The following is a 20,714-nucleotide window of genomic DNA, read 5'->3' as shown; positions in this document are numbered from 1 at the left end:
GGACGGCGGCTGCCCAGCGGCCCGGGCCGCCGGTCCGGTCCAGCGCCGTTCGCTCCCACGGGGGTCTCTCCTCGGGCTCGGCCGGGTGTCCTCTCAGGCCACGATGACCCATGCCGCGACGGTTCGCGCTGCGGCGCCGCCGGCTCCGGTCGCCCGGGAGCCGGGATTCCCGGCTACTCCGGGTGTAAGGGCGCCGGTCCGGGGCAGACGCCGAAGGACATCCGGTTCTCCCGGGAGGACAACGGTCCTCCGTGTACGAGCGGCCTGAACCGGGGGAGAATCGATGGCGCGGGGTGCGAGAAGCAGGGTGGCGCGGGGTGCGAGAAGCAGGGTGGGGAGAGAAGGAGGCCGAGATGAGCAGCCTCACCCGCCGTTACGCGGTGACGCTCCCCGGCCCGATCGGCGGGCACGCTCCACCGTCCGTCGTCGTGGTGCACGAGACGCAGAGCACGGGGCCCGACGGGGGCGTCGTCTGGGAGAGCGCGGACGGCGGCCTGCGGGTGGAGATCGCCGCCGGGGTGGCCACCGTCCTGTCGGCGCCCGGTGCCGGCAGCCGGCACCCGTGCCTGACGGCGGTGCCGCTGCCGTGAGCACGCGCCCGTGACGCGTGCCGGAGCGAGGGCGACGTGCGCGAGAACGACGTTGACGCATCCGGGGGAGACGACACCGGGGGAGCCGACACCGGGGGACGCGGGGGAGAGCGGGCGACGAGGGCGGCCGTCGCGACGGACGGTCACCGCGCGCTGGCGGCCAAGGCCTCGCGCACGGTGACCAGGCAGGGGTCGCAGTACCGGTCCGGCCCGGCCGCACCGGTACCGTCGCCCGCCGGGACGACGCGCTGGGAGGGTTCCAGGAACCGCCCGCACAGCGAGGACGTGGCGTCGTCCTTCGCCACCACGTGCCACACCACGGCGGGCGGGGACACCGCCGGGTCGTGCTCGGCCCACATCTCGTACACGGCGCTACCTCCGGATCGCAGGGGGCTCGGTGACTCCATGCAAACCCGGGCTCCGCCGAACGGCCACCGGGCCACACCCGGTGGGATGGTGGTGGCCCGGTGCCGGTCGGGGAGGCCGGGTGCCCGGCCTCCCGGAGGCCGCGAGCAGGCTCGCGCGCGGGCTCAGGAGTCGGGCGCGGCCGCGCTGATGGCGGCGAGCGCGGAGCCCAGGCTCGCCGCCCCCACGTCCTGGTCGGTCGCGAGGTCGCCGAGCGAGACGACACCCACCGCCCGGCCGTCCTCCAGTACCGGGAGCCGGCGCAGGGCGTGGCGGCGCATGAGTTCCACGGCGTAGCCGACGTCGTCGTCCGGGCCGACGCCGACCAGGTCGGAACTGCACACGTCGCCGGTCGGGGTGCTGTCCGGGTCCTTGCCCGCGGCCAGCACCCGCACCACCAGGTCGCGATCGGTCACCAGCCCGTACACCTCGTCGTCCTCGCCCGCCACCAGGACGTCGCCGATGGCGGCGTCCCGCATCCAGCGGGCCGTGTCGCGCACCGAGGCGAGCCGGGGGACGGTGACCGGGGCGGGGGTCATGAGCTCCTTGATCTTCCGGGTCATGGTGCCCTCCTCGGCACGGGGACGGGGTCTGCTGCGAGGCTGCGCCTGCCCGTCCTGACGCTCCGGAAACCGCCGGGCCGGGGGCGGCCTCGGTGCCGCCCCCGCTCACCCGCGCCGGTCGGTGCCCGACGGCCCCGGGGTCCTGGTCCCCGAGCCGGCGGCCCCCGGGGGCCCGGCCCGGTCGCGGCCCTGGCCGGCGGCCAGGCGGCGCCGGATCACCAGCAGGTCGAGCGCGGCGACGCCGGCGAAGCCCGCGCACAGGGCGGCGAAGAAGGCGTAGGTCCCCTGGTCGGGCGCGGGGCCCGGGCCCGACAGCGCGGCCAGTACGGCGAACAGCGCCGTCCCGGCGACGAACAGGACCAGGAAGACCCGGGACAGCAGCCGGCGCAGCTCCAGGTCCGAACGGGCGGTCACCGGCTCGGTGCCCAGCCGGACGGTCTCCTGGGGCCGGAGCTGCGGCATCGTCCGGCCGGGCCCCTGCGGGGCGTGCGGGAAGTCGTGGCGCTCCCCGGCCGGGCGGCGGGCCCGGCCACCGTGCTGCGTGCCTGGTCTGCGTTGTACGGCCATGACGGCCCCCGAACGGAGTCGGCCGGTGGGGTTTCCGCCGACGCGCCTACCCGGGGCAGCCGCCCGTACACGCGGCGAGGCCCGTACCCGCGCGGACGCCGGTGCAGGCCCGCGGGGTGCTCAGCCGGGCCGGTCGAGCCGCAGCCGTACCGCCAGCTGGGGCCCCTGCTGCTCGCGGCCCTCCTCGTGGACGCGGCAGAGCCCGGCGAGGGCGCGCAGCACCCGCTCGACGTCCTGGGGAGCGCCGAGCAGGAGCCCGACGAGGCCGCCGGGCGGGACGGCCGGCGGCACCGGCGCGGCGGTCCGGTGGTCATCGGAGGACCGGGGGTCGGAGGACCGGGCGTCGAAGGACTGGGAGAGGCTCGCCGACGGGCTCGGCGCGGGGGCGGCGGGGGTGCGGGAGATCCGGGGCTCGGCCACCACCCGGACGCCCTCCGAGGTCACGGTGGCGGGATCCTCCCAGACGTTGCCGAGCATCGTCCGGCCGCGCCCGGTGTGGGTCGGGAAGGCGGCCTCGAGCGCGTCGAGCACCGCTTCCGCCGCGTGCTGCGGGCCCTCGCCGAGCTGCAGCCGTACCAGCACGTGCCCGGCCGCCAGCGGAAGTCCCATCGCCGCCACCTCCTGCGCCTCGGCGACGGACGCCGGCCGGAGTCCGCCCCTTCCGTTCTACGACCGGTTCGCGCGGGCACGCACCCCGGGCACCCCGTCCGCCCCTCCCACAGCCGGAATGCGGACGCCCGCCGGATTCGGCCGCTGTTCAGCGGGCCGTGGCCCGGCCGATGATCTCCGACCGCTCCCGCTCCCTAGCGTCGGGGCCCACACCACTTCCGGGAGCGAACATGCACGACAACCAGGCGACCGAGCACGCGTGCGGCTGCCCGCGGACCGCCGACCTCGACGGGGAGGGCCCGGCCGCCGCCAGCCGGCGCCGGTTCCTGCGCGGGGCCGGCCTGTTGAGCGCCGGGGTCGGCACCGCCGGGCTCGGGCTGCTCGGCGCGGAGTCCGCGCGGGCGGCCGGGCCGGAGCCGGCGGGCGGGGCCGGTGCGGCCGGGAAGGGGCCCGAGAAGGGCCGGCGGAAGGCCCGTTGGCAGCCCGACCCGGACGCCCGGCAGTTCACCGTCGTGGTCCTGCCGGACACCCAGTACCTGTTCGACCAGGACCGGATCCACCCGGCGCCGCTGGAGGCCTCGGTCCGCTACGTGCTGGACGGCGGGGTCAACCGGGAGGACGGGACGGACGACAACATCGTCTTCCTGGCCCACCTCGGCGACGTCACCGAGAACGGCCTGGCTGTCGAATACGCCGCCGTCTCCCCGGTGTTCGGCCTGCTGGACGACGCGGGCGCGGCCTACGGCGTGCTCGCCGGCAACCACGACGTCCGCTCCTCGACCGACGACCAGCGCGGCAGCACCCCGTACCTGGAGACCTTCGGCAAGGCTCGGGCCGCCCGCACCGCCGGGTACCGCGGCTCGAGCCCGGACGGCTACAACACCTGCCACGTGTTCCGGGCGGCCGGCCGGGACTGGATGGTGCTCTCGCTGGACTGGCGGCTCTCCGACGCGGGCTTCGCCTGGGCGAACGCGGTGATCGCGGCGCACCCCACGGTCCCGGTGATCCTGACCACCCACGACCTCGCGCACGCCGACGACCACGGCCGCGCGGAGCTGTCCGACTACGGGAAGCGGCTCTGGGAGCGGCTGATCAGCGGCAACGACCAGATCTTCCTGACCGTCAACGGGCACTACTGGCCGCCCGGGCGCACCGTGCTGCGGAACCGGGCCGGCCACGACGTGCACGTCCACATCACCAACTACCAGGACCGCTACTACGGCGGCGCGGCGATGATCCGGACGTACCGCTTCGACCTCGACCGCGGCACCGTCGACGTGTCGACCTTCTCGCCGTGGATCCAGCAGATCGCGGCCGAGGAGCGCAACGCGCTGGCGGCCCGGGAGGCCGAGCTGACCTCGGACGTGGACCGCTTCTCGCTCGCGATCGACTTCGACCGCCGCTTCGCCGGCTTCGCGCCCGTCCCGCCGCGCCCGGCGCGCCCGGCGCGTGAGCTGCTGGTCCGCGACACGGTGGCCTACTGGCGGTTCGACGGCGGCGGCGGGGACGGTACGGCCGTCTCCGCCGGGCAGGTCGTCAAGGACCTGAGCGGGCGGGGCAACGACCTGGTCCAGCTGAGCGCACCCGGCACGCCCGACGGCGCGCTCAGCTGGTCCGCCGAGCACCACCCGGACCAGCCGGGCCACGGCAGCCTGCTGTTCCGGGGCACCCGCTCGCCGGTCCGCGGCGGCTACCTCCAGACGGTGCCCACCGCGCCGCTGAACCGGGAGACCTTCGAGCGCGGGTTCACCGTCGAGGCCTTCTTCAAGCTGCCCGCCGACTGGGACTCCGCGCAGAGCCGCTGGTCGGCCCTGCTCAGCCGGTGGGGGATGAGCGGCGAGGCGGGGAGGAACGGGCCCGGCACGGACGCGGAGGAGCCGCTCGCCACGCTCAGCGTCTCCGAGGCGCCGGCCCTCCAGTGGTGCGTCTACCCGCTCAACCAGACCGGGGCGTCCACCTGTTGGGGACACCAGCTGCCGCTGGACCGGTGGTGGCACGTCGCGGTGGTCAACGACGGGAAGCTCAGCCGGATGTACGTCGAGGGCTGCGAGGTGGCGCGCAACCCGGCGACGCCCGCGGTCGGGCTGACCACGCTGGGACGGCCGTGGATGCTGGGCGGCTACGCGTACGCGGGGGTGCTGGACAAGGTCTTCCACGGGTACGTCGGGGACGTCCGGATCGTGAAGCGGGCGCTGCGGACGGGCGAGTTCATGACCGCCTGACGGCCTGACCGCACCGACTCCGAAGAGCGCCGGCACCGCCGGGCCCCGGTGCGGGCCCGGCGGTGCCGCGTTCCCGCAGCCGCCGGGCCCGGCGGTGCTCAGCCGAGCAGGGTGGCCTCGACCCCGGCGAGCACCGCCGCCAAGCCCTGTTCGAAGCCCTCGTCGAAGTCCTGGAACATCACCCGGCCCGACTCGGCGGCCAGCGGGTGGGCGGCCAGGCGCTCGGCGCGGGCGTCCAGGTCGTAGCCCTCGTCGCCGTCGAAGGGGTTGGGGCCCATGGCCTGCTCCTCGATGACGTAGCCGATGGTGTAGCTGTACGCCGTCTGCCAGGCCCGGGCGGCGGCGGCCGGGGTGAAGCCGGCGTCCACCAGCAGGCGCAGCGAGGCGTCCAGGCCGGCCGCGTAGCCGGTGTCGGTGAACCGGGCGCCGCTGTAGACCTTCGCGCCGTCGCGGTAGCGCAGCAGCTCGGCGCGGAGGGTGCGCATGGTCCGCAGGTAGTTCTCCCGCCAGTCGCCCGCCCGCCGGGCCTCCTCCGCCCGGCCGGTCATCCGGCGCATCATCTCGGTCGCCATCTCGTCCAGCAGCGCCTGCTTGTCCTTGACGTGCCAGTACAGCGCGGGTGCCTTGACGTCGAGCCGGGCGGCGATGGCGCGCAGCGTCAGGCCGTCCAGGCCGGCCTCGTTCAGCAGGGTCAGCGCGGCGTCGACGACCTGGGCGCGGTCGAGCTTGGGGGTTCTCTGCGGGGTCACGGTTGACAGTTTAACGCCGTTAAGTGCACGCTGTCGGCAACGGCTACTTAACAACGTTAAGGAGGTTGCCGTGGCTGCTCGCGGCATGCACACGGACGTCCTGATCATCGGCGCCGGGCCGACCGGACTCGCCCTGGCGCTGGACCTCGCCCGGCACGGCGTCGCCGCGCTGGTGGTCGAGCGCGGTGCGGAGCTCTTCCCCGGCTCGCGCGGCAAGGGCCTCCAGCCGCGCACGCTGGAGGTGCTCGACGACCTCGGCGTGCTCGACCGGGTCCGCGCGGTGGCGGGGCACTACCCGCCCAACCTGTTCTGGCAGGACGGCGAGCCCAAGGAGGAGAGCCGGATGTACGACCCGACCGAGCCCTCCGAGGCCGAGCCGTACACCGAGACGCTGATGCTGCCCCAGTGGCGCACCCAGCAGGTGCTGTACGGGCGGCTGCGCGAGCTGGGCGGCGAAGTGGCGTTCGGACGGGAGCTGGTCGGGCTGGCGCAGGACGCGCAGGGCGTGACCGCCGAGTTCGCCGCCGGCGGTCCGGTGCGGGCGCGGTACCTCGTCGCGGCGGACGGCGGGCGCTCGACGGTGCGGCGGCTGCTCGGCATCGGGATGACCGGCGAGACCGTCGACCCGAGCCCGATGCTGGTCGCCGACGTCCGGGTCGACGGGCTGGGCCGCGAGCACTGGCACGTGTTCCGGTCGGCGGACGGGCTGCTGGCGATCTGCCCGCTCGGCGGCACCGAGGACTTCCAACTGGTCGCCCAGTTCCCGGAGGGGGCGGCCGTCGACCTCACCCTCGACGGGCTGCGCACGGTGGTCGCGGCCCGCACCCACCTGACCGCCGAGCAGGTGACCGAACTGCGCTGGGCCTCCGAGTTCCGCCCGCGCGCGGCGCTCGCGGACCGCTTCCGCGCGGGCCGGGTGTTCCTCGCGGGCGACGCCGCGCACGTCCACTCGCCGGCCGGCGGTCAGGGCCTGAACACCAGCGTGCAGGACGCCTACAACCTGGGCTGGAAGCTGGCCGCCGTCCTGGCCGGGCGGGCGGCGCCGGAGCTGCTCGACAGCTACGAGGAGGAGCGCCGGGCCAACGCGGCGGCGATGCTGGAGCTGTCCACCCGGGTCCACCGGGGCGAGCAGCGCCGCGGCCGGGCGACCCAGCAGCTCGACCTCGGCTACCGGGAGTCCGCGCTGTCGGTGGAGACCCGCGCGGACCTCCCGGCGGACGCGCTGCGGGCCGGCGACCGCGCCCCGGACGGCCGCCGCGGCGGCGTCCGGCTGTTCGACGCCTTCCGCGGCCCGCACTGGACGCTGCTCACCGTCGGCACGGACGCCCCGCTGCCCGCCGTCACCGCCCCGGTGGTCCGCATCCCGGCCTACGAGGCGTACGGCACCGGCGTGTTCCTGGTCCGGCCGGACGGCTACCTCGGCTGGGCCGGCGCGACGGCCGACGGCCTCGCGGCCTACGCGGGCCGGCAGGGGCTGCTCGCCCCCTGACCGGGCGTCCGGGCGGGCGCGAGCCACCGGGCGGGCGGCGCGGGGGAGTTGCCCGGCAGGCGGTGAGCCGCTCAGTCCGGCGGCTCGTGCGGATCCGGGGCGTGGGCCGGCGCGGTGCTCCGGTGCTCGGAGCCGTCCTGATGCTCCTTCTCCTCCGCGGGCCCGGCGGGGGGCGGCGAGTTCTCGCCGGTCCTCGGCGCGCCGGGAGTCCCGGCCGGGGCCGGCGGGTCCCTGGGAACGGGTTCGTGCTGGTCGGTCATCGGGGTCCAACTCCTCTGCCGGGTGCGGCGGAAGCGGGGACGCCCGGCGGCCGCCCGGGGGCGGCCACCGGGCGCCGGGTCAGTGCTTGCCCGCGTCCTTGACCTTCTCCACGGCCTGCTTCACGTCGCTCTTCGCCTGTTCGGCCCTGCCCTTGAGCTCGGTCGAGCGGTCGCCGGTGGCCCGGCCCGCGGCCTCCTTGGCCTTGCCACGGGCCTTCTCCGCCATGTTGCGCATCTTCTCCTCGGTACCCACGGCGGGTGCCTCCTCTCGTCAGCGGGGCGAAGTCCGCCCTGGGCGGCGTCTGCCCGGGCCGGGGGCTTCCATGCGCGGGCCGGGGGTGCCGGGCGGGCCGGGTGCTACCGGGCGCGGGCCTCGGCGGCGGCCTTCAGGTCGTGCAGCCAGCCTTCGAGGCCCTGGCGGAGGATGTCGGTGGCGGCAGCGGCGTTCGCGTCGACCTGGGGCCCGGTGTGGGTCTCCTCGGTGCGCACCAGGACGCCGCCGGGGACCTCGGTGAAGGTCCACACGTGGACGCCGTCGATCCGCAGCCCGGTCGCGACCGCCGGGCCGGTCCAGCGGACGCAGGAGCCGGGCCGCAGCTGCCGGACGGTGGAGGTGATCTCCAGGGTGGGGTCGGTGGACGCCGGGTTCGGCGGCAGCGGGGTGGTCCAGCGGAACGCCGCTCCCGGGTGCAGCGGGCCGTCGTCCAGGCGCTCGGCGCTGCGCACCGGGGCCTGCCAGTCGGGCCAGCGCGCCACGTCGGTCTGGAGCCGCCAGACGGTCCGCAGCGGTGCGTGGATCACCGCCTCGGTCCGGTGGCGGACGCGGGCGTCGGGGTCGACGCCCGCCCCGCGGCAGGTGAGCGAGGCGCCGGGGCGGTGGGAGGCGGCGGCACCGGCCGGCCCGGCGGCGGCGCCGAGCAGGCCGAGGACGAGCGGGACGGTCAGCAGGGCGGTGCGGATGCCGGTGCTGCGAGTGGCGGTGCTGCGGGTGTCGGACATGGAACTCCCCGTTCAACTGGTCGGCCGGCGGACGGCACGGTGGCCGTGAGCTAGATGCTCACGCCTTCGTGAGAAGTTGTAACTCCGCGAGGGCTGAGGGGTCAACAGGTTTCCGTGATAGCTTCTAACGGAAGCGTGAGCATGTAGTCGGGCGACTCGGGGAGAGGGCGGAGGCCATGGCGAGGACGGATGCGGAGACCCCGCGGGAGCGCTACCGGGCCCAGGTGCGGGAGGAGATCAAGGCGCACGCCTGGGAGCAGATCGCCACGGCCGGCGCCTCGGCGCTCTCCGTCAACGCGATCGCCAAGCGGATGGGGATGAGCGGCCCCGCGCTCTACCGGTACTTCGCCGGGCGCGACGAGTTGATCACCGAACTCGTCCGGGACGCCTACCGCAGCCTCGCCGACACCCTCGGCGCGGCCGCCGCCGAGGGCGCCGACCTGGCCGGGCTCGCCCGCGTCCTGCGCGGCTGGGCGCTGGCCGACCCCCAGCGGTACTTCCTGGTCTACGGCACCCCGGTACCCGGCTACCGCGCGCCCGCGGACACCACCGCCGTCGCCGACGAGGTCATGCGGACGCTGGTGGACGCCTGCGCGGCGCTCGCCCCGGCCGGACCGGACGCGCGGGAGGCGCCGTTCCCCACCCACCTGCTGGGCCACCGGGACTGGGCGGGCGAGCAGCCGGCCCCGCCCGAGGTGCTCCACCGCTTCCTGGTCTTCTGGACCCGCCTGCACGGCGTGCTGTCCCTGGAACTCGCCGGGCACTTCACCGGCATGGGCTTCCGGCCCGAGCTGCTCTTCGAGGCCGAGCTGGACGGCCTGCTGGCACCGCGGTTCTGACGGCGCCGCACGCCCGGCGCCGCGCAAGCCCGGCGCCGCCCACCGAGCACGGCCCCGGGCGGCACCGCCCGGCGGCCCGGTCAGGCCTGCCCGGGGTGCGGCTGCGGCAGCGGCGCCGGATCGGTGTCGTCCGGGAACGGCTCCGGCGGCGGGAACGGCGGGACCGGCGGCGGCGCAGGGTCCGGCTCGCCCGGCCGCGGCGCGGGGTCGGGATCGGGGCGGGGGATCGGCCGGGTGTCCGGGTCCGGGGGCATCGGGACGGTCATCGGGGCACCTCCTCGGCGCCACGCGTCCGGTCAGTGGCCGAGCGCGTTGGCCAGCTGGCGCTTGTTCATCTTCGAGCGGCCCTTGATGTTGCGCTGCTTGGCCTCGTTGTAGAGCTGGTCGTAGGTCGGGCCCTGGGAGCCCCGGTGCGAGCGCTGTCCGCCGCGCCGGCCGGAGGACATGTCATGGGTCGAACTCCGGCTGGCGGTCTTCGACTCGCCGTGCCGGGCGCGCTCCTTGTTGACCGTCCTGGCGGCGATCTCCTTGGCCCGCTTCTCGCTCTCGCCCCGGTCGAGCGCGCTCTCCTTGATGTGCTCGTACTGGCGCTCCCGCTTGGCGCTTGATCCTCGGGGCATGGCCGACGCCTCCTCATCCGTTCGGGGCCGTTGTGCAGGACCGGGTCCGGTCGTTGCGCCGGCGCGCCTACCCGCGGGCGCCGCCGCGAATCAGCCGACCGGGTCTTCCGGCCCCGCCGGGATCGGAACGTCCCGTCCCCGGGATCGGCACGCGCGGGGCGACGGGGCGTGTACGGCCGGACGTGCTCCGGTTCGTACGGGTGTGCCGGGTGTGGCGCGTTCGCCGCAGCGTCACTCCGGGTAGTTGAACGCCTGCACGGTGGTGACGGAGGGGGTGGGGTCAGGGAGTCGCGATGACGGAACACGAGCAGCTAGGCGCGCCCGCCGGCCCGGAAGGACACCCCGCCCGGCCCGAGCGGGTGCCGCCCCAGGCCCCCGCGCCGGGCGAGCCCGGGCCGGGCGAGCCCGGGCCGGGAGAGCCCGGGCCCGGAGACCGGTCCGGGCCGGACGGCGACGGCACGGCGGCCCCCTGGCCCGACATGATGCTGCCGCTGCTGCGCACCCCCACGGCCGACCGCCGGCCCGCGCCCGAGACGGCCGGAGCGGAGCCGCCGGCGGGCGTCGAGCCGGCGCAGGTGCTCGACCTCGCGCTGCTGGTCGGCGAACTGCTGCTGGCCAGCGGCGAGGCGGCGGAGGACGTCGAGGCCGCCATGCTCGCCGTTGCGCACGCCTACCGGCTCCACCCCTGCGACCCGCAGGTCACCTTCACCCGGGTGGCGATCTCGTACCAGCCCGGCCCGGCGGAGCCCTCGCTGACGGCCGAGTGCTCCGTCCGCCGCCCGGCCGTCGACTACGCGCGGCTGGCCGCCGTCTTCCGGCTGGTCACCGAGATCACCGTGGGCGGGATGGCCGTCCCCGAGGCGCACGGCCGGCTGATGGCGGCCCGCCGGCGGAGCCACCGCTACTCCGGCCGCCTGGTCGTGCTCTGCTGCGGCGGGATGGCCGGGGCGGCCACGCTGCTGATCGGCGGCCGGGCCGACGCCCGGGCCTGGCTGGTGTTCGCCAGCGCCGTGGTCGCCGCGCTGGCGGGCGAGCGGTTCTCGGCGCTGGTGGCGCGCCATGACCTCCCGGCGTTCTACCAGTTCGTGGTGGCGGCGGTGCCCGCCGCCGTGATCGGCATCCTGCTCTCCTTCAACGGGCTGCACCTGCGCGGCTCGGTGGTGATCACCGGCGGGCTGTACGCGGTGCTGCCGGGGTGGCCGATGGTCGCGGCGGCCCAGGACGGCCTGACCGGCTTCTACCTCACCGCCGCCGCCCGGCTGCTCGAAGCGCTGTACCTGATGGCCGGCGTGGTGATCGGGGTGATGACGGTGCTCTACGTCGGCGTCAACAACGGCGCCGACCTGGCCGCCCAGGACGTGCCGCCCGGGGCGGTGAACCCGCCGCTGCAGCTCGCCGCCGCGGTGCTGCTCACCCTGGCGTTCGCGGTGCTGCTGAACACCGAGCCGGCCACGCTGCCGGCCGTCCTGCTGAACAGCGCGGCCGGCTGGACCACGTACGGCGTGCTGGTGAACGCGGGCGGCGAGCCGATCCTGGCCACCGGCCTGGCGGCCGGGCTGGTGGGCCTGTCCGGCCAGCTCATGGCGCGCTGCCGGGGCAGCTCGGCGCTGCCGCACATCACCGCCGCGCTGGGGCCGCTGCTGCCGGGCTCGGTGCTGTACTTCGGGATGCTGGCCTTCGTCCGGGGCGAGCCCGAGGTCGGGCTGAGCGGCATCGGGCGGGCCGGCGCGATGGCGATGGCCCTCGCCATCGGCGTCAACCTGGGCCGCGAGCTGGCCCGGCTCTTCCTGCCCGCGCCCCGGGCGGCCGCCCCGCCCCGCCGCCGGGGCGGCCGCCACCGGCGCTGACGGCGCTGACGGTGTGGGCGGGAGCCGGTTTGCCCGGGCGGCGCCGCGGTACACGCGTGGGGTGTGAAGCCGGGCACGGCGAGCGACCGGCCCGCTTCCCGGGGACGGCGCCCGCCGGTCCGAGCCGCCGAGGCCGTCCCCGCCGACAGCCACCCGTCAACCCGGGAGACCCTCGTGATAGTCCTCGGCGTCATCCTGCTCATCATCGGTTTCGTCACCGGCATCTCGATCCTGTGGACCATCGGCCTCGTGCTGGCCGTCATCGGTGTGGTCCTCTGGGTCGCCGGGACGCTCGGGCACGCCGTCGGCGGCCGCCACCACTACTACTGACCCGGCCTGAGCCCTGTTCAGCGCCACTCCCTCCGCACCGGACCGGCCCCGCTCAGGGCCGGTCCTCGTGCAGTCCGCAGAGCCAGGCCAGCGCCCGGTGGACGCCGAGCACGTAGCTGTGGTCCGCGCCCAGGGCGCGGACCCGGTGCAGGCGGACGGCGGCGGCCTGGCACTCGGCCAGCAGCTGGGCGTGGCGCGGTCCGGTGGCGCCGGCCGTGGCGCCCGCCGTGGCGGCGGCGGTGACCGGGGCCGCGACCTGGGCGCCGGCGGCCCAGCGGTAGGCGCCGAGCACGCCGTGCTCGAAGCCGGTCCAGGGCCGCGGGTGCCGGTTGACCTCGTCGATCGCGGCGAACACCTCGTCCAGCGGGCGCACTCCCACGGCCGGGACCGTCTCGTCACTGGTCATGTCGGCAACCTACGTCCGCCCGCCACCGCCCGCCCCCGGGGACGGCGGCCCGCGACGGCGGCGCCCTCCCGCGCCACCCGGGCGGCGCAGGGCCCCGGAAGGGGGCCGCCGTGCCGGGCGGCGGGGCCGGGGCGGGTAGGCTGACCAGGGCGTGTCCGGCCGGAGAGGTGGCCGGACCGGAGGAACGGAGCGGGCCGGCGGCCCGCCGGTGGAGACCCCTGATGACTCGTCGATTCGACTGCTCGGACCCGTCCGAGCGCGCAGCCGGGCTGCGCGAGGCCGTGGCCGCGGTGCGCCGCGGTGAACTCGTCGTGCTGCCCACGGACACCGTGTACGGCGTGGGCGCGGACGCCTTCGCACCGCGGGCGGTCGACCGCCTGCTCCGGGCCAAGGGCCGGGGGCGGAACATGCCCTCGCCGGTGCTGGTCGGCTCCCCGGAGGCGCTGGACGGACTGGTCGAGGTGACGGAGCGCGCGCGGAGCCTGGTCAAGGAGTTCTGGCCGGGCGGGCTGACCGTGGTGGCCCGCCACCTGGAGTCGGTCGAGCTGGACCTCGGCGAGACCGGCGGGACGGTCGCGGTGCGGATGCCCGCGCACCCGGTCGCCGTCGAACTGCTCAACGCCACCGGGCCGTTGGCCGTCTCCAGCGCGAACCTGACCGGGCACCCGTCCCCGCAGGACTGCGACGCCGCCCAGGGCATGCTCGGCGACTCGGTCGCCGTCTACCTCGACGGGGGCCCGACCGCGGCCGCCGTGCCCTCCTCGATCGTGGACGTCACCGGCGAGGTGCCGGTGCTGCTGCGGGCGGGCGCGATCGGCGCCGAGCGCCTGCGCGAGGTGGTCCCCGACCTCCGGGAGCGCTGAGCCCGCGGCCGGACGCGGCCGGACGCCGACCGCCGCGGGCGGCGCCCCACCCGGTCGACGGCCCGTCCCGCGTGGCGCCCCGGCGCCCCGCCCGCCCGCCGCTAGGGTCGGCGATGGCGTGCGAGGGCGGGCCCTCCGCCGGGCCGGGGAGGGGGTCGGCGCCGAGACCCGGGGGCGTCACCGGCTCCGCTGCGGAGGTTCCATGAGCGCTTCGTCCACCGCGCCGCCCCCGGCGCGGGACCGCACCCCGGCGCGGGTCCGGCAGGGCGGCACGCTGCTGCGCTGGCTGTTCACCACGGACCACAAGGTCATCGGGAACCTTTACCTGGCGACGGCCTTCGGCTTCTTCCTGGTCGGGGGCCTGCTCGCGCTGCTGATGCGGGCCCAGCTGATGGGGCCGGACACCGGGCTGCTGTCGAACGAGCGGTACAACCAGCTGTTCACCATGCACGGCACGATCATGCTGCTGCTGTTCGCCACCCCGACCTTCGCCGGGTTCGCCAACGCGATCATGCCGCTGCAGATCGGCTCGCCGGACGTCGCCTTCCCCCGGCTGAACGCCTTCACCTACTGGGCCTTCCTGCTGGGCGGGCTGATGGTGCTGAGCGGCTTCCTCACCACCGGGGGCGCGCCCTCCTTCGGCTGGTTCGCGTACGCGCCGCTGAACGGGCCGCTGCACTCGCCCGGGGCGGGCGCGGACCTGTGGGCGTTCGGCCTGGTGGTGGCCGGCCTCGGCACCATCCTGGGCTCGGTCAACTTCGTCACCACCATCACCTGCCTGCGGGCGCCGGGCATGACGCTGTTCCGGATGCCGGTGTTCACCTGGAACGTGCTGTTCACCTCGGTCATGGTGCTGCTGGCCTTCCCGGTGCTGACCGCCGCGCTGCTCTGCCTGGAGGCGGACCGCAAGTTCGGTGCGCACGCCTTCGACGCGGCGAACGGCGGGGCGCTGCTGTGGCAGCACCTGTTCTGGTTCTTCGGCCACCCCGAGGTCTACATCGTCGCCCTCCCGTTCTTCGGCATCGTCAGCGAGATCGTCCCGGTGTTCAGCCGCAAGCCGCTGTTCGGCTACCACGGGATGATCGGGGCGACGATCGCGATCACCGCGCTGTCCATGTCGGTGTGGGCGCACCACATGTTCGCCACCGGCCAGGTGCTGCTGCCGTTCTTCGCGCTGATGTCCTTCCTCATCGCGGTGCCCACCGGGGTGAAGTTCTTCAACTGGATCGGGACGATGTGGAACGGCTCGCTGTCCTTCGAGACCCCGATGCTCTGGTCGGTCGGCTTCCTGGTGACCTTCCTGTTCGGCGGGCTGAGCGGGGTGCTGCTGGCCGCGCCGCCGGTCGACTTCCACGTCACCGACAGCTACTTCGTGGTGGCCCACCTGCACTACGTGCTGTTCGGGACGGTCGTCTTCGCCACCTTCGCGGGCTTCTACTTCTGGTGGCCGAAGCTCACCGGGAAGATGCTCGACGAGCGGCTGGGGAAGGCGCACTTCTGGATCCTGTTCCCGGGGTTCCAGGCCACCTTCCTGGTGATGCACTGGCTGGGCGCCCAGGGGATGCCGCGCCGCTACGCCACCTACCTGGCGGTGGACGGCTTCACGGCGCTGAACGTGTGCGCCTCGGTCGGCTCCTTCCTGCTCGGGGTCTCCAACCTGCCGTTCTTCTACAACGTCTGGCGGACCACCAGGTACGGCGCGAAGGTCACCGAGGACGACCCGTGGGGCTGGGGCCGGTCGCTGGAGTGGGCCACCTCCTGCCCGCCGCCCTCGCACAACTTCCACGCGCTGCCCCGGATCCGCTCCGAGTCGCCGGCCTTCGACCTGCACCACCCGGAGGTGCCCGCCGAGGAGTGGGCGGTCGGCACCGGCGGCGTGCCGCACGGCCGTACCGGCGAGCGGGGGAGCGGGCGGTGAAGGCGGAGGGGTGGCTGTTCGCCGTCATGACGGCGTTCTTCGCGCTGACCGGGGTGGTCTACGGCCTCTGGGCCCGGGAGCCGGCCGGCAAGGCGATCCTGACGGTGGCGTTCCTGATGTCCGGCCTGGTCGCGCTGTTCTGGTTCGTCCAGCACCAGCGGCTGGGCGGCGGCCGGGCACAGGACCGCGAGGACGCCGAGATCGCGGAGGCCGCCGGGCCGGTGGGCTTCTTCCCGGCCCGCAGCGGCTACCCGGTGCTCGCGGCGGTCGGCGTGACGGTCTTCGCCCTGGGGCTGGTGTTCGCCCGCTGGCTGATCGTCGTCGGCGCCCTGGTGCTCGTGCTCGCCGTGGCGGGCTTCATCTTCCAGTACCGCGACGGCGGCGCGGGCTGAGCCGGCGCAGCAGCCGCCGGAGCGGACCGCCGGGGGCTTCGATGTGCGCCGACTCCCGCTCGGAGGAGGGGAGTTCGACCCGGTCATGGTGGAACCAGGAGCTGGCCGCGGCGCGCACCCGCCGGTGCCGGGGCGCCCCCGGCGGGGCGGTGACCGGCTCCGCCGCGGCGCGCGCCAGCAGCACGTACCGCTCGGCCGCCGGCACCGGGCGGTGGTGGCCGGAGAAGCCGCCGTCGGGGGACTGGTCGATCCGGCCGGTCTCGTCGCCGTCCAGCAGCCGGGTGCGGTCCCGGGCCTGCAGGGCCAGGCAGAGCCGCCGGGTGAGCACGAAGACCACCGGCGGCAGCACCACCAGCGCCGTCCGCAGCGCCACGGTGAGCGCGTTGACGGAGACCTCGAAGGCGTACGCGATCACGTCGTTGCCGCCGGCGACCAGCAGCACCGCGTAGACGGTGATCCCGGCGGTGCCCAGCGCGGTGCGGGTGGGCCGGTTGCGCGGACGGTCGCACAGGTGGTGCTCCCCGGTGCCGGGGTCGAGCCAGCGTTCGACGAACGGGTAGGCGTACAGCGCCGCGAACAGCAGGCCGGGCACCACCAGGGCGGGCAGCAGGACGTTCCAGGACACGGTGTGCCCGAGCACCCGGGTCTCCGCGGCCGGCATCAGCCGCAGCGCCCCCTCGATGAAGCCGATGTACCAGTCCGGCTGGGCGCCCGTCGCGACGACGTCGGGGCGGTAGGAGCCGTACCGCCAGACCGGGTTGACCTCGGCGAGGAAGGCCGACAGCGCCAGCACGCCGCCCACCGCGAACAGCAGGCCCACCGTGCGGGTCAGGAACTGGGGGAAGAACGGCATCCCCACCACGTTGCGGTTGGTGCGGCCGGGGGCGGCCCAGTGGGTGTGCTTCAGCACCACGACCAGCGTCAGGTGCGCCCCGACCAGCGCCAGCAGCAGGCCGGGGACCAGCAGCACGTGCACGGTGAACAGCCGGGGGATGATCTCGTGCCCGGGGAACTCGCCGCCGAAGGCGAACAGGGTGAGGTAGCTGCCGACCAGCGGCACCGAGAGCAGCACGCCCTCGGCGATCCGCAGGCCGGTGCCGGAGAGGGTGTCGTCCGGCAGCGAGTAGCCGGAGAACCCCTCCAGCAGCGCGAGGTTGAACAGTGTCACCCCGATCACCCAGTTGAGCTCGCGCGGGCGGCGGAACGCCCCGGTGAAGAACACCCGCAGCAGGTGGGCGCCGATCGCGGAGACGAACAGCAGCGCCGCCCAGTGGTGGATCTGGCGGATCAGCAGTCCGCCCCGCACCTCGAAGCTGATCCGCAGGGTGGACGCGTACGCCTCGGACACCTGGACGCCGCCGAGCGGGCGGTAGGCGCCGTGGTAGACGACCTCGGCCATGCTCGGGTCGAAGAAGAACGTCAGGTAGACGCCGGTCAGCAGCAGCACCACGAAGCTGTACAGCGCGAGTTCGCCGAGCAGGAAGGACCAGTGGTCCGGGAAGACCTTGCGCAGCAGCTCCCGGCCCGCCTCCATGACCGGCAGCCGTGCGTCCAGGCGGGTCGCGACGCGCTCGCCGGCGGACGGCGCGCGCCCGTTCGAAGCCCTGGTTTCGTCCACGGCAGGAACCTAGTGGGCGGTGCGGTGCGCGGGGCGGCCGAGCGCTGCGGTGGCGGTGGCGGCCGGGGGCAGAGCACTCCAACGGCGGAACGGGCGCGGCCGGCGGCGCGGCTCGGGCCGGTCGCCCGGGCACAGGGGGTGGCACGGGCGGTGCGGCCGGGGCATCATCGCGGGATGACGAAGATCAGGACCGGGCGGGGGCGCCTCGGCCTTCCGGCACTGGCGGTGCTCGCCGTGCTGGCGGCGGGGTGCGGGACGAAGCACGTGGACACCGGCCAGGGCGCGGGCACGGGTGCACCGACGACGGCCGGGAGCACGGCCCGGGCCGAGCAGGCCGACGTCCCCTGCCCCGGCGAGACCCCGACCCCCACCCGTACGGCGAGCCCCACGGCCCCGGCGACCCCGCCGCTCGACCACTACGCCGAGAACCACGGCTTCAAGGTGCCCCTCCCACTGCACGGCCAGACCCGCTGCGACGGGCTGGCGGCCGTGCAGCGCGTCAAGGCGGCGCTCGAACCGCTGCGGATGGGCAACGACTACACCCCGGAGAGCACCCGCGCCCGGCTCACCGGCCTCGGCTACCCGGCGGACAAGGTGCGGGTGCAGGGGATCGGGCGGACCACGGTCGGCTTCACCGTCGAGGCCACCGGGATGTGCCTGACCGGGACGATGGTCCCCGACTCCACCCAGGCGGAGGCGTTCGGCGGCTACCCGGACGGCCGCGGCTGCGAGGAACCCCGCGGCGGCCACTGACCCCCAACGGCGGGTCGGCGCACGGTGGTTCACAGGCTGGATGACGACGGGCCGTTGCGGCGGGCCGCGCGGGAAAGGACCATGGCCGTCATGGTGCGACCGGGGAACGTGATCGACCGCGGGGACCTCGTGCTGCGGCGCTGGCGGGGGCAGCGGGACTTCGCGGCGGCCCGCACGCTGATCGAGGAGTCGCTGGACCACCTGCGCCCCTGGGAGCCGTGGGTGGCCGGGCACGACGAGGCGCGCACCCGCGCCCTGCTCACCCGGTGCGACAGCTGGTGGGCGAGCGGTGAGGTGTACACCTACGCGATCGCCGAGCACGGCACCCCGGTCGGCATGTGCCAGGCCGTCCGCGCGGCCGAGCCCGGCGGCCGGCGCGTCGGGTACTGGCTGCACCCGGCCGCCACCGGCCGGGGCCTGGCCACCCGGGCGGTGGCGGCGCTGGCCGAGGAGGTGTTCACCCTGCCGGGGGCGTCGTACCTGGAGATCGTGCACGACCTGGCCAACACCGCCAGCGCCGCCGTCCCGCGCCGCCTGGGCTTCACCGAGCTCCGGCGGGAGCCCGCCGCGCGGCCGGTCGCCCCGGCCGGCCGCGGGACGGCCGTGGTCTGGCGGCTCGACCGCCCGGCCGTCCGTGGACAGCCGGCCGGGCCGTCCGTGGTTAGCCGACCCGGGACCCGGCCGCAATGACGACCTCCGACAAGTGCGGGCCGGATCTTCCGTGACGGCATGGCAAAGGCGGCGCCCGTCGGCGCGGATAGGCTCCGAACGACCGACACCATGATCACGATCTCCGGATCGGAGAGGCGCCACCGCGTGAGCATCCAGCAGATCGCCCCCAAGCAGCGGGGCTACCTGATCGTCAACTCCCACCCCGTGGGCAGCGAGGCCACCGTCGACCGCCAGTGGCAGCGCATCGAGCCCGCCGCGCCGGCCGACCGGGCCCCGGTCGCGCTGATCCTCGGCGCCAGCGCCGGGTACGGCCAGGCGCTCCTGCTCGCCGGGCTGCGCCGCCAGGGCATCCGCGGCATCGGCGTCGCCTACGAGGGCGCCGCCACCGAGCGCCGCACCGCCACCGCCGGCTGGTACCGCACCGCCGCGACCTCGGCCCTGGTTGAGCGCGGCGGCGGGGACTTCGCCTTCGTCAACGCCGACGCCTACGCGGACGCCACCCGCGCCGAGGTGCTCAAGCTCCTCGCCGAGCGCTACGGCCCGGTCGACTACCTCGTCTACTCGCTCGCCTCGCCCCGGCGCACCGACCCGGCCACCGGCGAGGTCCACCACTCGGTGATCAAGCCGCTCGGCTCGCCGTACACCTCGCCGTCGCTGCTCTTTGAGGACGGGGTGCCGCGGATCGGCACCGTCGACCTCACCCCGGCCGACGAGGCCGAGCGGGCGGCGACGGTCAAGGTGATGGGCGGCGAGGACTGGCGGCTGTGGGTGCGGGCGCTGGCCGACGCGGACCTGCTCGGCGCAGGCTTCACCACCGTGGCGCTGTCCTACGTCGGCTCCGAGATCACCGCGCCGGTCTACCGGCAGGGCACCATCGGCGCCGCCAAGGAGCACCTGGAGGCCACCGCCGGTGAGCTGCGGACCGGACCGCTGGCCGGGCGCGGCCGGGCGTTCACCGTCGTCGCCGGTGCCGCCGTCACCCAGGCGTCCACCGCCATCCCCTCCATCGCCCTCTACACCTCGCTGCTGCGCAACGTCCTCGGCGAGGACGGCTGGCGCACCACCGACGACCAGGCCGTGGACCTGTGGGAGCAGCTGAGCGGCGCGAAGGAGCTCGTCCTGGACGAGCAGGGGCGGATCCGCCTGGACGGCTGGGAGCTCGACCCGGCCGTGCAGGACCGGGTGCGGGAGCTGTGGGCCGACCCGGCGGCCGCGCTGGCCGCGGACCCGGCGGGGGCCGCCTGGTTCTACAACCAGTTCCGGCAGCTGTACGGCTGGGACGTCCCCGGCGTCGACTACGCCGGTGGCGTCGAGACCTCGGTGCCCTGGCCCGGGCCGCGGTAGTCCGGGCGCGCCGATCGGCGCCCCGTCAGCGGGCGGGCCGGTCCAGCAGCCGGACGACGAGCGCGGCCAGCAGGGCCGCGCCCAGCGCGTACACCGGCAGCTAGAGCGTGGTGGTGGCGGACAGGCAGCCGGCGACGGCGTGCCGGGCCTGTTCGCCCTGCGCGGCGGCGAGCGCGGCGCCGTCCCGGGCGGCCAGGTCCCCGAGGGCGGCCTGCGCCTGCAGCCGCGCGTAGTCGCCCAGGCGGGGGCACTCGCGGCGGGTGCCCGGCATCGGGAAGAGCCAGGACCAGCGCTGCATCGCGGGGGCCAGGGCGAGGGCCGCGGCCAGCCCGACGACCAGCGCGTAGGCGGCCAGGCTCCGGGCGTACCCGGCGCCCGCGTCCGTCGCGCGGGTCGGCGGGCGGGTGGCGGAGAGGACCACCGCCAGCAGGGTCAGGCCGATGTAGGCGGAGAACCACTGCCAGGTGCCGGAGGAGAGCGAGAAGGCGAGCACGGCGGCCAGCGCGGTGCCCAGCACCCCGGCCCGGGAGCCCGCCCCGGGGGCCGGGGCGGAGGAGGAGGGCTGGGCGGTGCGGCGGCTGCGGTCGTCCATCTGCGCTCTCCCTGGGCGGCTGCGGGCCACCAGTCTCCGGGCGCGGCCGCCGCGTGGCCGGCCCGCC

25 protein-coding genes are annotated in these 20,714 nt (G+C 75.6%); 12 read left to right on the top strand and 13 right to left on the bottom strand.

Going from position 1 to position 20,714, the window contains the following annotated elements; translation table 11 throughout:
- Nucleotides 1–353 precede the first annotated feature (353 nt).
- Complete coding sequence (locus tag ABZW03_RS17570) at nt 354–590, top strand: DUF6296 family protein (RefSeq protein WP_355258379.1); 237 nt, start codon at nt 354–356, stop codon at nt 588–590.
- Nucleotides 591–733: 143 nt separating this feature from the next.
- Here the strand turns inward: ABZW03_RS17570 and ABZW03_RS17565 are convergent, their stop codons facing one another.
- From ABZW03_RS17565 to ABZW03_RS17550, 4 genes are all read right to left on the bottom strand, one after another.
- Entirely contained in the window at nt 734–958 is a 225-nt protein-coding gene (locus ABZW03_RS17565) for a hypothetical protein (protein ID WP_316527456.1), read from the bottom strand.
- A 162-nt stretch (nt 959–1,120) separates the two neighbouring features.
- Nucleotides 1,121–1,558, bottom strand: a complete 438-nt coding sequence (locus tag ABZW03_RS17560; RefSeq protein ID WP_355258376.1) for a CBS domain-containing protein — start codon at nt 1,556–1,558, stop codon at nt 1,121–1,123.
- A 105-nt stretch (nt 1,559–1,663) separates the two neighbouring features.
- The gene (locus ABZW03_RS17555; protein WP_355258373.1) at nt 1,664–2,125 is read right to left on the bottom strand and encodes a DUF6343 family protein; all 462 of its coding nucleotides are present in this window, start codon (nt 2,123–2,125) and stop codon (nt 1,664–1,666) included.
- Nucleotides 2,126–2,245: 120 nt separating this feature from the next.
- A complete protein-coding gene (locus ABZW03_RS17550) occupies nt 2,246–2,734 on the bottom strand; it encodes a hypothetical protein (RefSeq protein WP_355258370.1) in 489 nt (162 codons plus the stop codon).
- 230 nt (nt 2,735–2,964) lie between these two features.
- On the opposite strand from ABZW03_RS17550, the gene ABZW03_RS17545 reads away from it, so the two are divergent.
- Nucleotides 2,965–4,956 carry a LamG-like jellyroll fold domain-containing protein gene (locus tag ABZW03_RS17545; protein ID WP_355258367.1) on the top strand — a complete coding sequence of 664 codons (1,992 nt, stop codon included), beginning with the start codon at nt 2,965–2,967 and terminating at the stop codon, nt 4,954–4,956.
- 98 nt (nt 4,957–5,054) lie between these two features.
- Here the strand turns inward: ABZW03_RS17545 and ABZW03_RS17540 are convergent, their stop codons facing one another.
- Nucleotides 5,055–5,705, bottom strand: coding sequence for a TetR/AcrR family transcriptional regulator C-terminal domain-containing protein (locus ABZW03_RS17540; RefSeq protein WP_355258365.1), 651 nt, complete (start codon nt 5,703–5,705; stop codon nt 5,055–5,057).
- A gap of 85 nt (nt 5,706–5,790) precedes the next feature.
- Between ABZW03_RS17540 and ABZW03_RS17535 the strand changes: the two genes are divergently transcribed.
- Nucleotides 5,791–7,194: an FAD-dependent monooxygenase gene (locus ABZW03_RS17535; RefSeq protein ID WP_355258384.1), complete on the top strand. Its 1,404-nt coding sequence runs from the start codon at nt 5,791–5,793 to the stop codon at nt 7,192–7,194.
- Between the two features lie 71 nt (nt 7,195–7,265).
- Here ABZW03_RS17535 and ABZW03_RS17530 read toward each other — a convergent pair whose 3' ends face one another.
- From ABZW03_RS17530 to ABZW03_RS17520, 3 genes are all read right to left on the bottom strand, one after another.
- On the bottom strand, nt 7,266–7,454 hold the full coding sequence (locus ABZW03_RS17530; protein WP_355258362.1) for a hypothetical protein: 189 nt from the start codon (nt 7,452–7,454) through the stop codon (nt 7,266–7,268).
- A gap of 79 nt (nt 7,455–7,533) precedes the next feature.
- Nucleotides 7,534–7,707 (bottom strand): CsbD family protein, encoded by a 174-nt coding sequence (locus ABZW03_RS17525; RefSeq protein WP_355258359.1) that lies wholly within the window; start codon nt 7,705–7,707, stop codon nt 7,534–7,536.
- A gap of 104 nt (nt 7,708–7,811) precedes the next feature.
- Nucleotides 7,812–8,453, bottom strand: coding sequence for an SRPBCC family protein (locus ABZW03_RS17520; RefSeq protein WP_355258356.1), 642 nt, complete (start codon nt 8,451–8,453; stop codon nt 7,812–7,814).
- 176 nt (nt 8,454–8,629) lie between these two features.
- Between ABZW03_RS17520 and ABZW03_RS17515 the strand changes: the two genes are divergently transcribed.
- Nucleotides 8,630–9,292 (top strand): TetR/AcrR family transcriptional regulator, encoded by a 663-nt coding sequence (locus ABZW03_RS17515; RefSeq protein ID WP_355258354.1) that lies wholly within the window; start codon nt 8,630–8,632, stop codon nt 9,290–9,292.
- 80 nt (nt 9,293–9,372) lie between these two features.
- Here ABZW03_RS17515 and ABZW03_RS17510 read toward each other — a convergent pair whose 3' ends face one another.
- Nucleotides 9,373–9,558 carry a hypothetical protein gene (locus ABZW03_RS17510; RefSeq protein ID WP_355258351.1) on the bottom strand — a complete coding sequence of 62 codons (186 nt, stop codon included), beginning with the start codon at nt 9,556–9,558 and terminating at the stop codon, nt 9,373–9,375.
- Nucleotides 9,559–9,588: 30 nt separating this feature from the next.
- Nucleotides 9,589–9,912 (bottom strand): plasmid stabilization protein, encoded by a 324-nt coding sequence (locus ABZW03_RS17505; RefSeq protein WP_355258348.1) that lies wholly within the window; start codon nt 9,910–9,912, stop codon nt 9,589–9,591.
- 293 nt (nt 9,913–10,205) lie between these two features.
- Here ABZW03_RS17505 and ABZW03_RS17500 point away from each other — a divergent pair, with 293 nt between their 5' ends.
- Nucleotides 10,206–11,759 (top strand): threonine/serine exporter family protein, encoded by a 1,554-nt coding sequence (locus tag ABZW03_RS17500; protein ID WP_355258345.1) that lies wholly within the window; start codon nt 10,206–10,208, stop codon nt 11,757–11,759.
- A gap of 174 nt (nt 11,760–11,933) precedes the next feature.
- Nucleotides 11,934–12,089 carry a DUF6131 family protein gene (locus ABZW03_RS17495; protein ID WP_355258342.1) on the top strand — a complete coding sequence of 52 codons (156 nt, stop codon included), beginning with the start codon at nt 11,934–11,936 and terminating at the stop codon, nt 12,087–12,089.
- A 52-nt stretch (nt 12,090–12,141) separates the two neighbouring features.
- Here the strand turns inward: ABZW03_RS17495 and ABZW03_RS17490 are convergent, their stop codons facing one another.
- The gene (locus ABZW03_RS17490; RefSeq protein ID WP_355258340.1) at nt 12,142–12,495 is read right to left on the bottom strand and encodes a hypothetical protein; all 354 of its coding nucleotides are present in this window, start codon (nt 12,493–12,495) and stop codon (nt 12,142–12,144) included.
- A 221-nt stretch (nt 12,496–12,716) separates the two neighbouring features.
- On the opposite strand from ABZW03_RS17490, the gene ABZW03_RS17485 reads away from it, so the two are divergent.
- The 3 genes from ABZW03_RS17485 (at nt 12,717) to ABZW03_RS17475 (ending at nt 15,668) form a co-directional block, all read left to right on the top strand.
- Nucleotides 12,717–13,358: an L-threonylcarbamoyladenylate synthase gene (locus tag ABZW03_RS17485; protein WP_355258337.1), complete on the top strand. Its 642-nt coding sequence runs from the start codon at nt 12,717–12,719 to the stop codon at nt 13,356–13,358.
- Between the two features lie 202 nt (nt 13,359–13,560).
- The gene (gene ctaD / locus ABZW03_RS17480; RefSeq protein WP_355258334.1) at nt 13,561–15,276 is read left to right on the top strand and encodes a cytochrome c oxidase subunit I; all 1,716 of its coding nucleotides are present in this window, start codon (nt 13,561–13,563) and stop codon (nt 15,274–15,276) included.
- Nucleotides 15,273–15,668: a cytochrome c oxidase subunit 4 gene (locus ABZW03_RS17475; RefSeq protein ID WP_355258332.1), complete on the top strand. Its 396-nt coding sequence runs from the start codon at nt 15,273–15,275 to the stop codon at nt 15,666–15,668. The genes ctaD and ABZW03_RS17475 overlap by 4 nt, the downstream gene beginning before the upstream one ends.
- Here the strand turns inward: ABZW03_RS17475 and ABZW03_RS17470 are convergent.
- Nucleotides 15,634–17,202, bottom strand: a complete 1,569-nt coding sequence (locus ABZW03_RS17470; RefSeq protein WP_355258381.1) for a cytochrome bc complex cytochrome b subunit — start codon at nt 17,200–17,202, stop codon at nt 15,634–15,636. The genes ABZW03_RS17475 and ABZW03_RS17470 overlap by 35 nt on opposite strands.
- A gap of 258 nt (nt 17,203–17,460) precedes the next feature.
- Here ABZW03_RS17470 and ABZW03_RS17465 point away from each other — a divergent pair, with 258 nt between their 5' ends.
- The 3 genes from ABZW03_RS17465 to ABZW03_RS17455 all read left to right on the top strand — a co-directional run bounded on the left by ABZW03_RS17465 (nt 17,461) and on the right by ABZW03_RS17455 (nt 20,055).
- The gene (locus ABZW03_RS17465; RefSeq protein WP_355258329.1) at nt 17,461–18,039 is read left to right on the top strand and encodes a hypothetical protein; all 579 of its coding nucleotides are present in this window, start codon (nt 17,461–17,463) and stop codon (nt 18,037–18,039) included.
- 90 nt (nt 18,040–18,129) lie between these two features.
- Nucleotides 18,130–18,729, top strand: coding sequence for a GNAT family N-acetyltransferase (locus ABZW03_RS17460; RefSeq protein WP_355258326.1), 600 nt, complete (start codon nt 18,130–18,132; stop codon nt 18,727–18,729).
- A gap of 126 nt (nt 18,730–18,855) precedes the next feature.
- Complete coding sequence (locus ABZW03_RS17455) at nt 18,856–20,055, top strand: enoyl-[acyl-carrier-protein] reductase FabV (RefSeq protein WP_355258323.1); 1,200 nt, start codon at nt 18,856–18,858, stop codon at nt 20,053–20,055.
- Between the two features lie 100 nt (nt 20,056–20,155).
- On the opposite strand, the gene ABZW03_RS17450 is transcribed toward ABZW03_RS17455, so the two are convergent.
- Nucleotides 20,156–20,647, bottom strand: a complete 492-nt coding sequence (locus ABZW03_RS17450) for a hypothetical protein (protein WP_355258320.1) — start codon at nt 20,645–20,647, stop codon at nt 20,156–20,158.
- Nucleotides 20,648–20,714 lie beyond the last annotated feature (67 nt).

This window comes from Kitasatospora sp. NPDC004799 (assembly GCF_040609095.1).
Lineage (GTDB): Bacteria > Actinomycetota > Actinomycetes > Streptomycetales > Streptomycetaceae > Kitasatospora.
Note: the sequence above shows the minus strand (reverse complement) of the source record. Positions and strands in the feature narration are given on the sequence as shown.

Excerpts from the sequence above, each read along its gene's own strand:
- ABZW03_RS17545 (WP_355258367.1), top strand. The coding sequence starts at position 2,965 with ATGCACGACAACCAGGCGACCGAGCACGCGTGCGGCTGCCCGCGGACC.
- ABZW03_RS17460 (WP_355258326.1), top strand. The coding sequence starts at position 18,130 with ATGGTGCGACCGGGGAACGTGATCGACCGCGGGGACCTCGTGCTGCGG.
- ABZW03_RS17515 (WP_355258354.1), top strand. The coding sequence starts at position 8,630 with ATGGCGAGGACGGATGCGGAGACCCCGCGGGAGCGCTACCGGGCCCAG.
- ctaD (WP_355258334.1), top strand. The coding sequence starts at position 13,561 with ATGAGCGCTTCGTCCACCGCGCCGCCCCCGGCGCGGGACCGCACCCCG.
- ABZW03_RS17570 (WP_355258379.1), top strand. The coding sequence starts at position 354 with ATGAGCAGCCTCACCCGCCGTTACGCGGTGACGCTCCCCGGCCCGATC.
- ABZW03_RS17450 (WP_355258320.1), bottom strand. The coding sequence starts at position 20,647 with ATGGACGACCGCAGCCGCCGCACCGCCCAGCCCTCCTCCTCCGCCCCG.
- ABZW03_RS17500 (WP_355258345.1), top strand. The coding sequence starts at position 10,206 with ATGACGGAACACGAGCAGCTAGGCGCGCCCGCCGGCCCGGAAGGACAC.
- ABZW03_RS17520 (WP_355258356.1), bottom strand. The coding sequence starts at position 8,453 with ATGTCCGACACCCGCAGCACCGCCACTCGCAGCACCGGCATCCGCACC.
- ABZW03_RS17485 (WP_355258337.1), top strand. The coding sequence starts at position 12,717 with ATGACTCGTCGATTCGACTGCTCGGACCCGTCCGAGCGCGCAGCCGGG.
- ABZW03_RS17530 (WP_355258362.1), bottom strand. The coding sequence starts at position 7,454 with ATGACCGACCAGCACGAACCCGTTCCCAGGGACCCGCCGGCCCCGGCC.
- ABZW03_RS17535 (WP_355258384.1), top strand. The coding sequence starts at position 5,791 with ATGCACACGGACGTCCTGATCATCGGCGCCGGGCCGACCGGACTCGCC.
- ABZW03_RS17555 (WP_355258373.1), bottom strand. The coding sequence starts at position 2,125 with ATGGCCGTACAACGCAGACCAGGCACGCAGCACGGTGGCCGGGCCCGC.
- ABZW03_RS17550 (WP_355258370.1), bottom strand. The coding sequence starts at position 2,734 with ATGGGACTTCCGCTGGCGGCCGGGCACGTGCTGGTACGGCTGCAGCTC.
- ABZW03_RS17465 (WP_355258329.1), top strand. The coding sequence starts at position 17,461 with ATGACGAAGATCAGGACCGGGCGGGGGCGCCTCGGCCTTCCGGCACTG.
- ABZW03_RS17510 (WP_355258351.1), bottom strand. The coding sequence starts at position 9,558 with ATGACCGTCCCGATGCCCCCGGACCCGGACACCCGGCCGATCCCCCGC.
- ABZW03_RS17470 (WP_355258381.1), bottom strand. The coding sequence starts at position 17,202 with ATGGAGGCGGGCCGGGAGCTGCTGCGCAAGGTCTTCCCGGACCACTGG.
- ABZW03_RS17505 (WP_355258348.1), bottom strand. The coding sequence starts at position 9,912 with ATGCCCCGAGGATCAAGCGCCAAGCGGGAGCGCCAGTACGAGCACATC.
- ABZW03_RS17560 (WP_355258376.1), bottom strand. The coding sequence starts at position 1,558 with ATGACCCGGAAGATCAAGGAGCTCATGACCCCCGCCCCGGTCACCGTC.
- ABZW03_RS17490 (WP_355258340.1), bottom strand. The coding sequence starts at position 12,495 with ATGACCAGTGACGAGACGGTCCCGGCCGTGGGAGTGCGCCCGCTGGAC.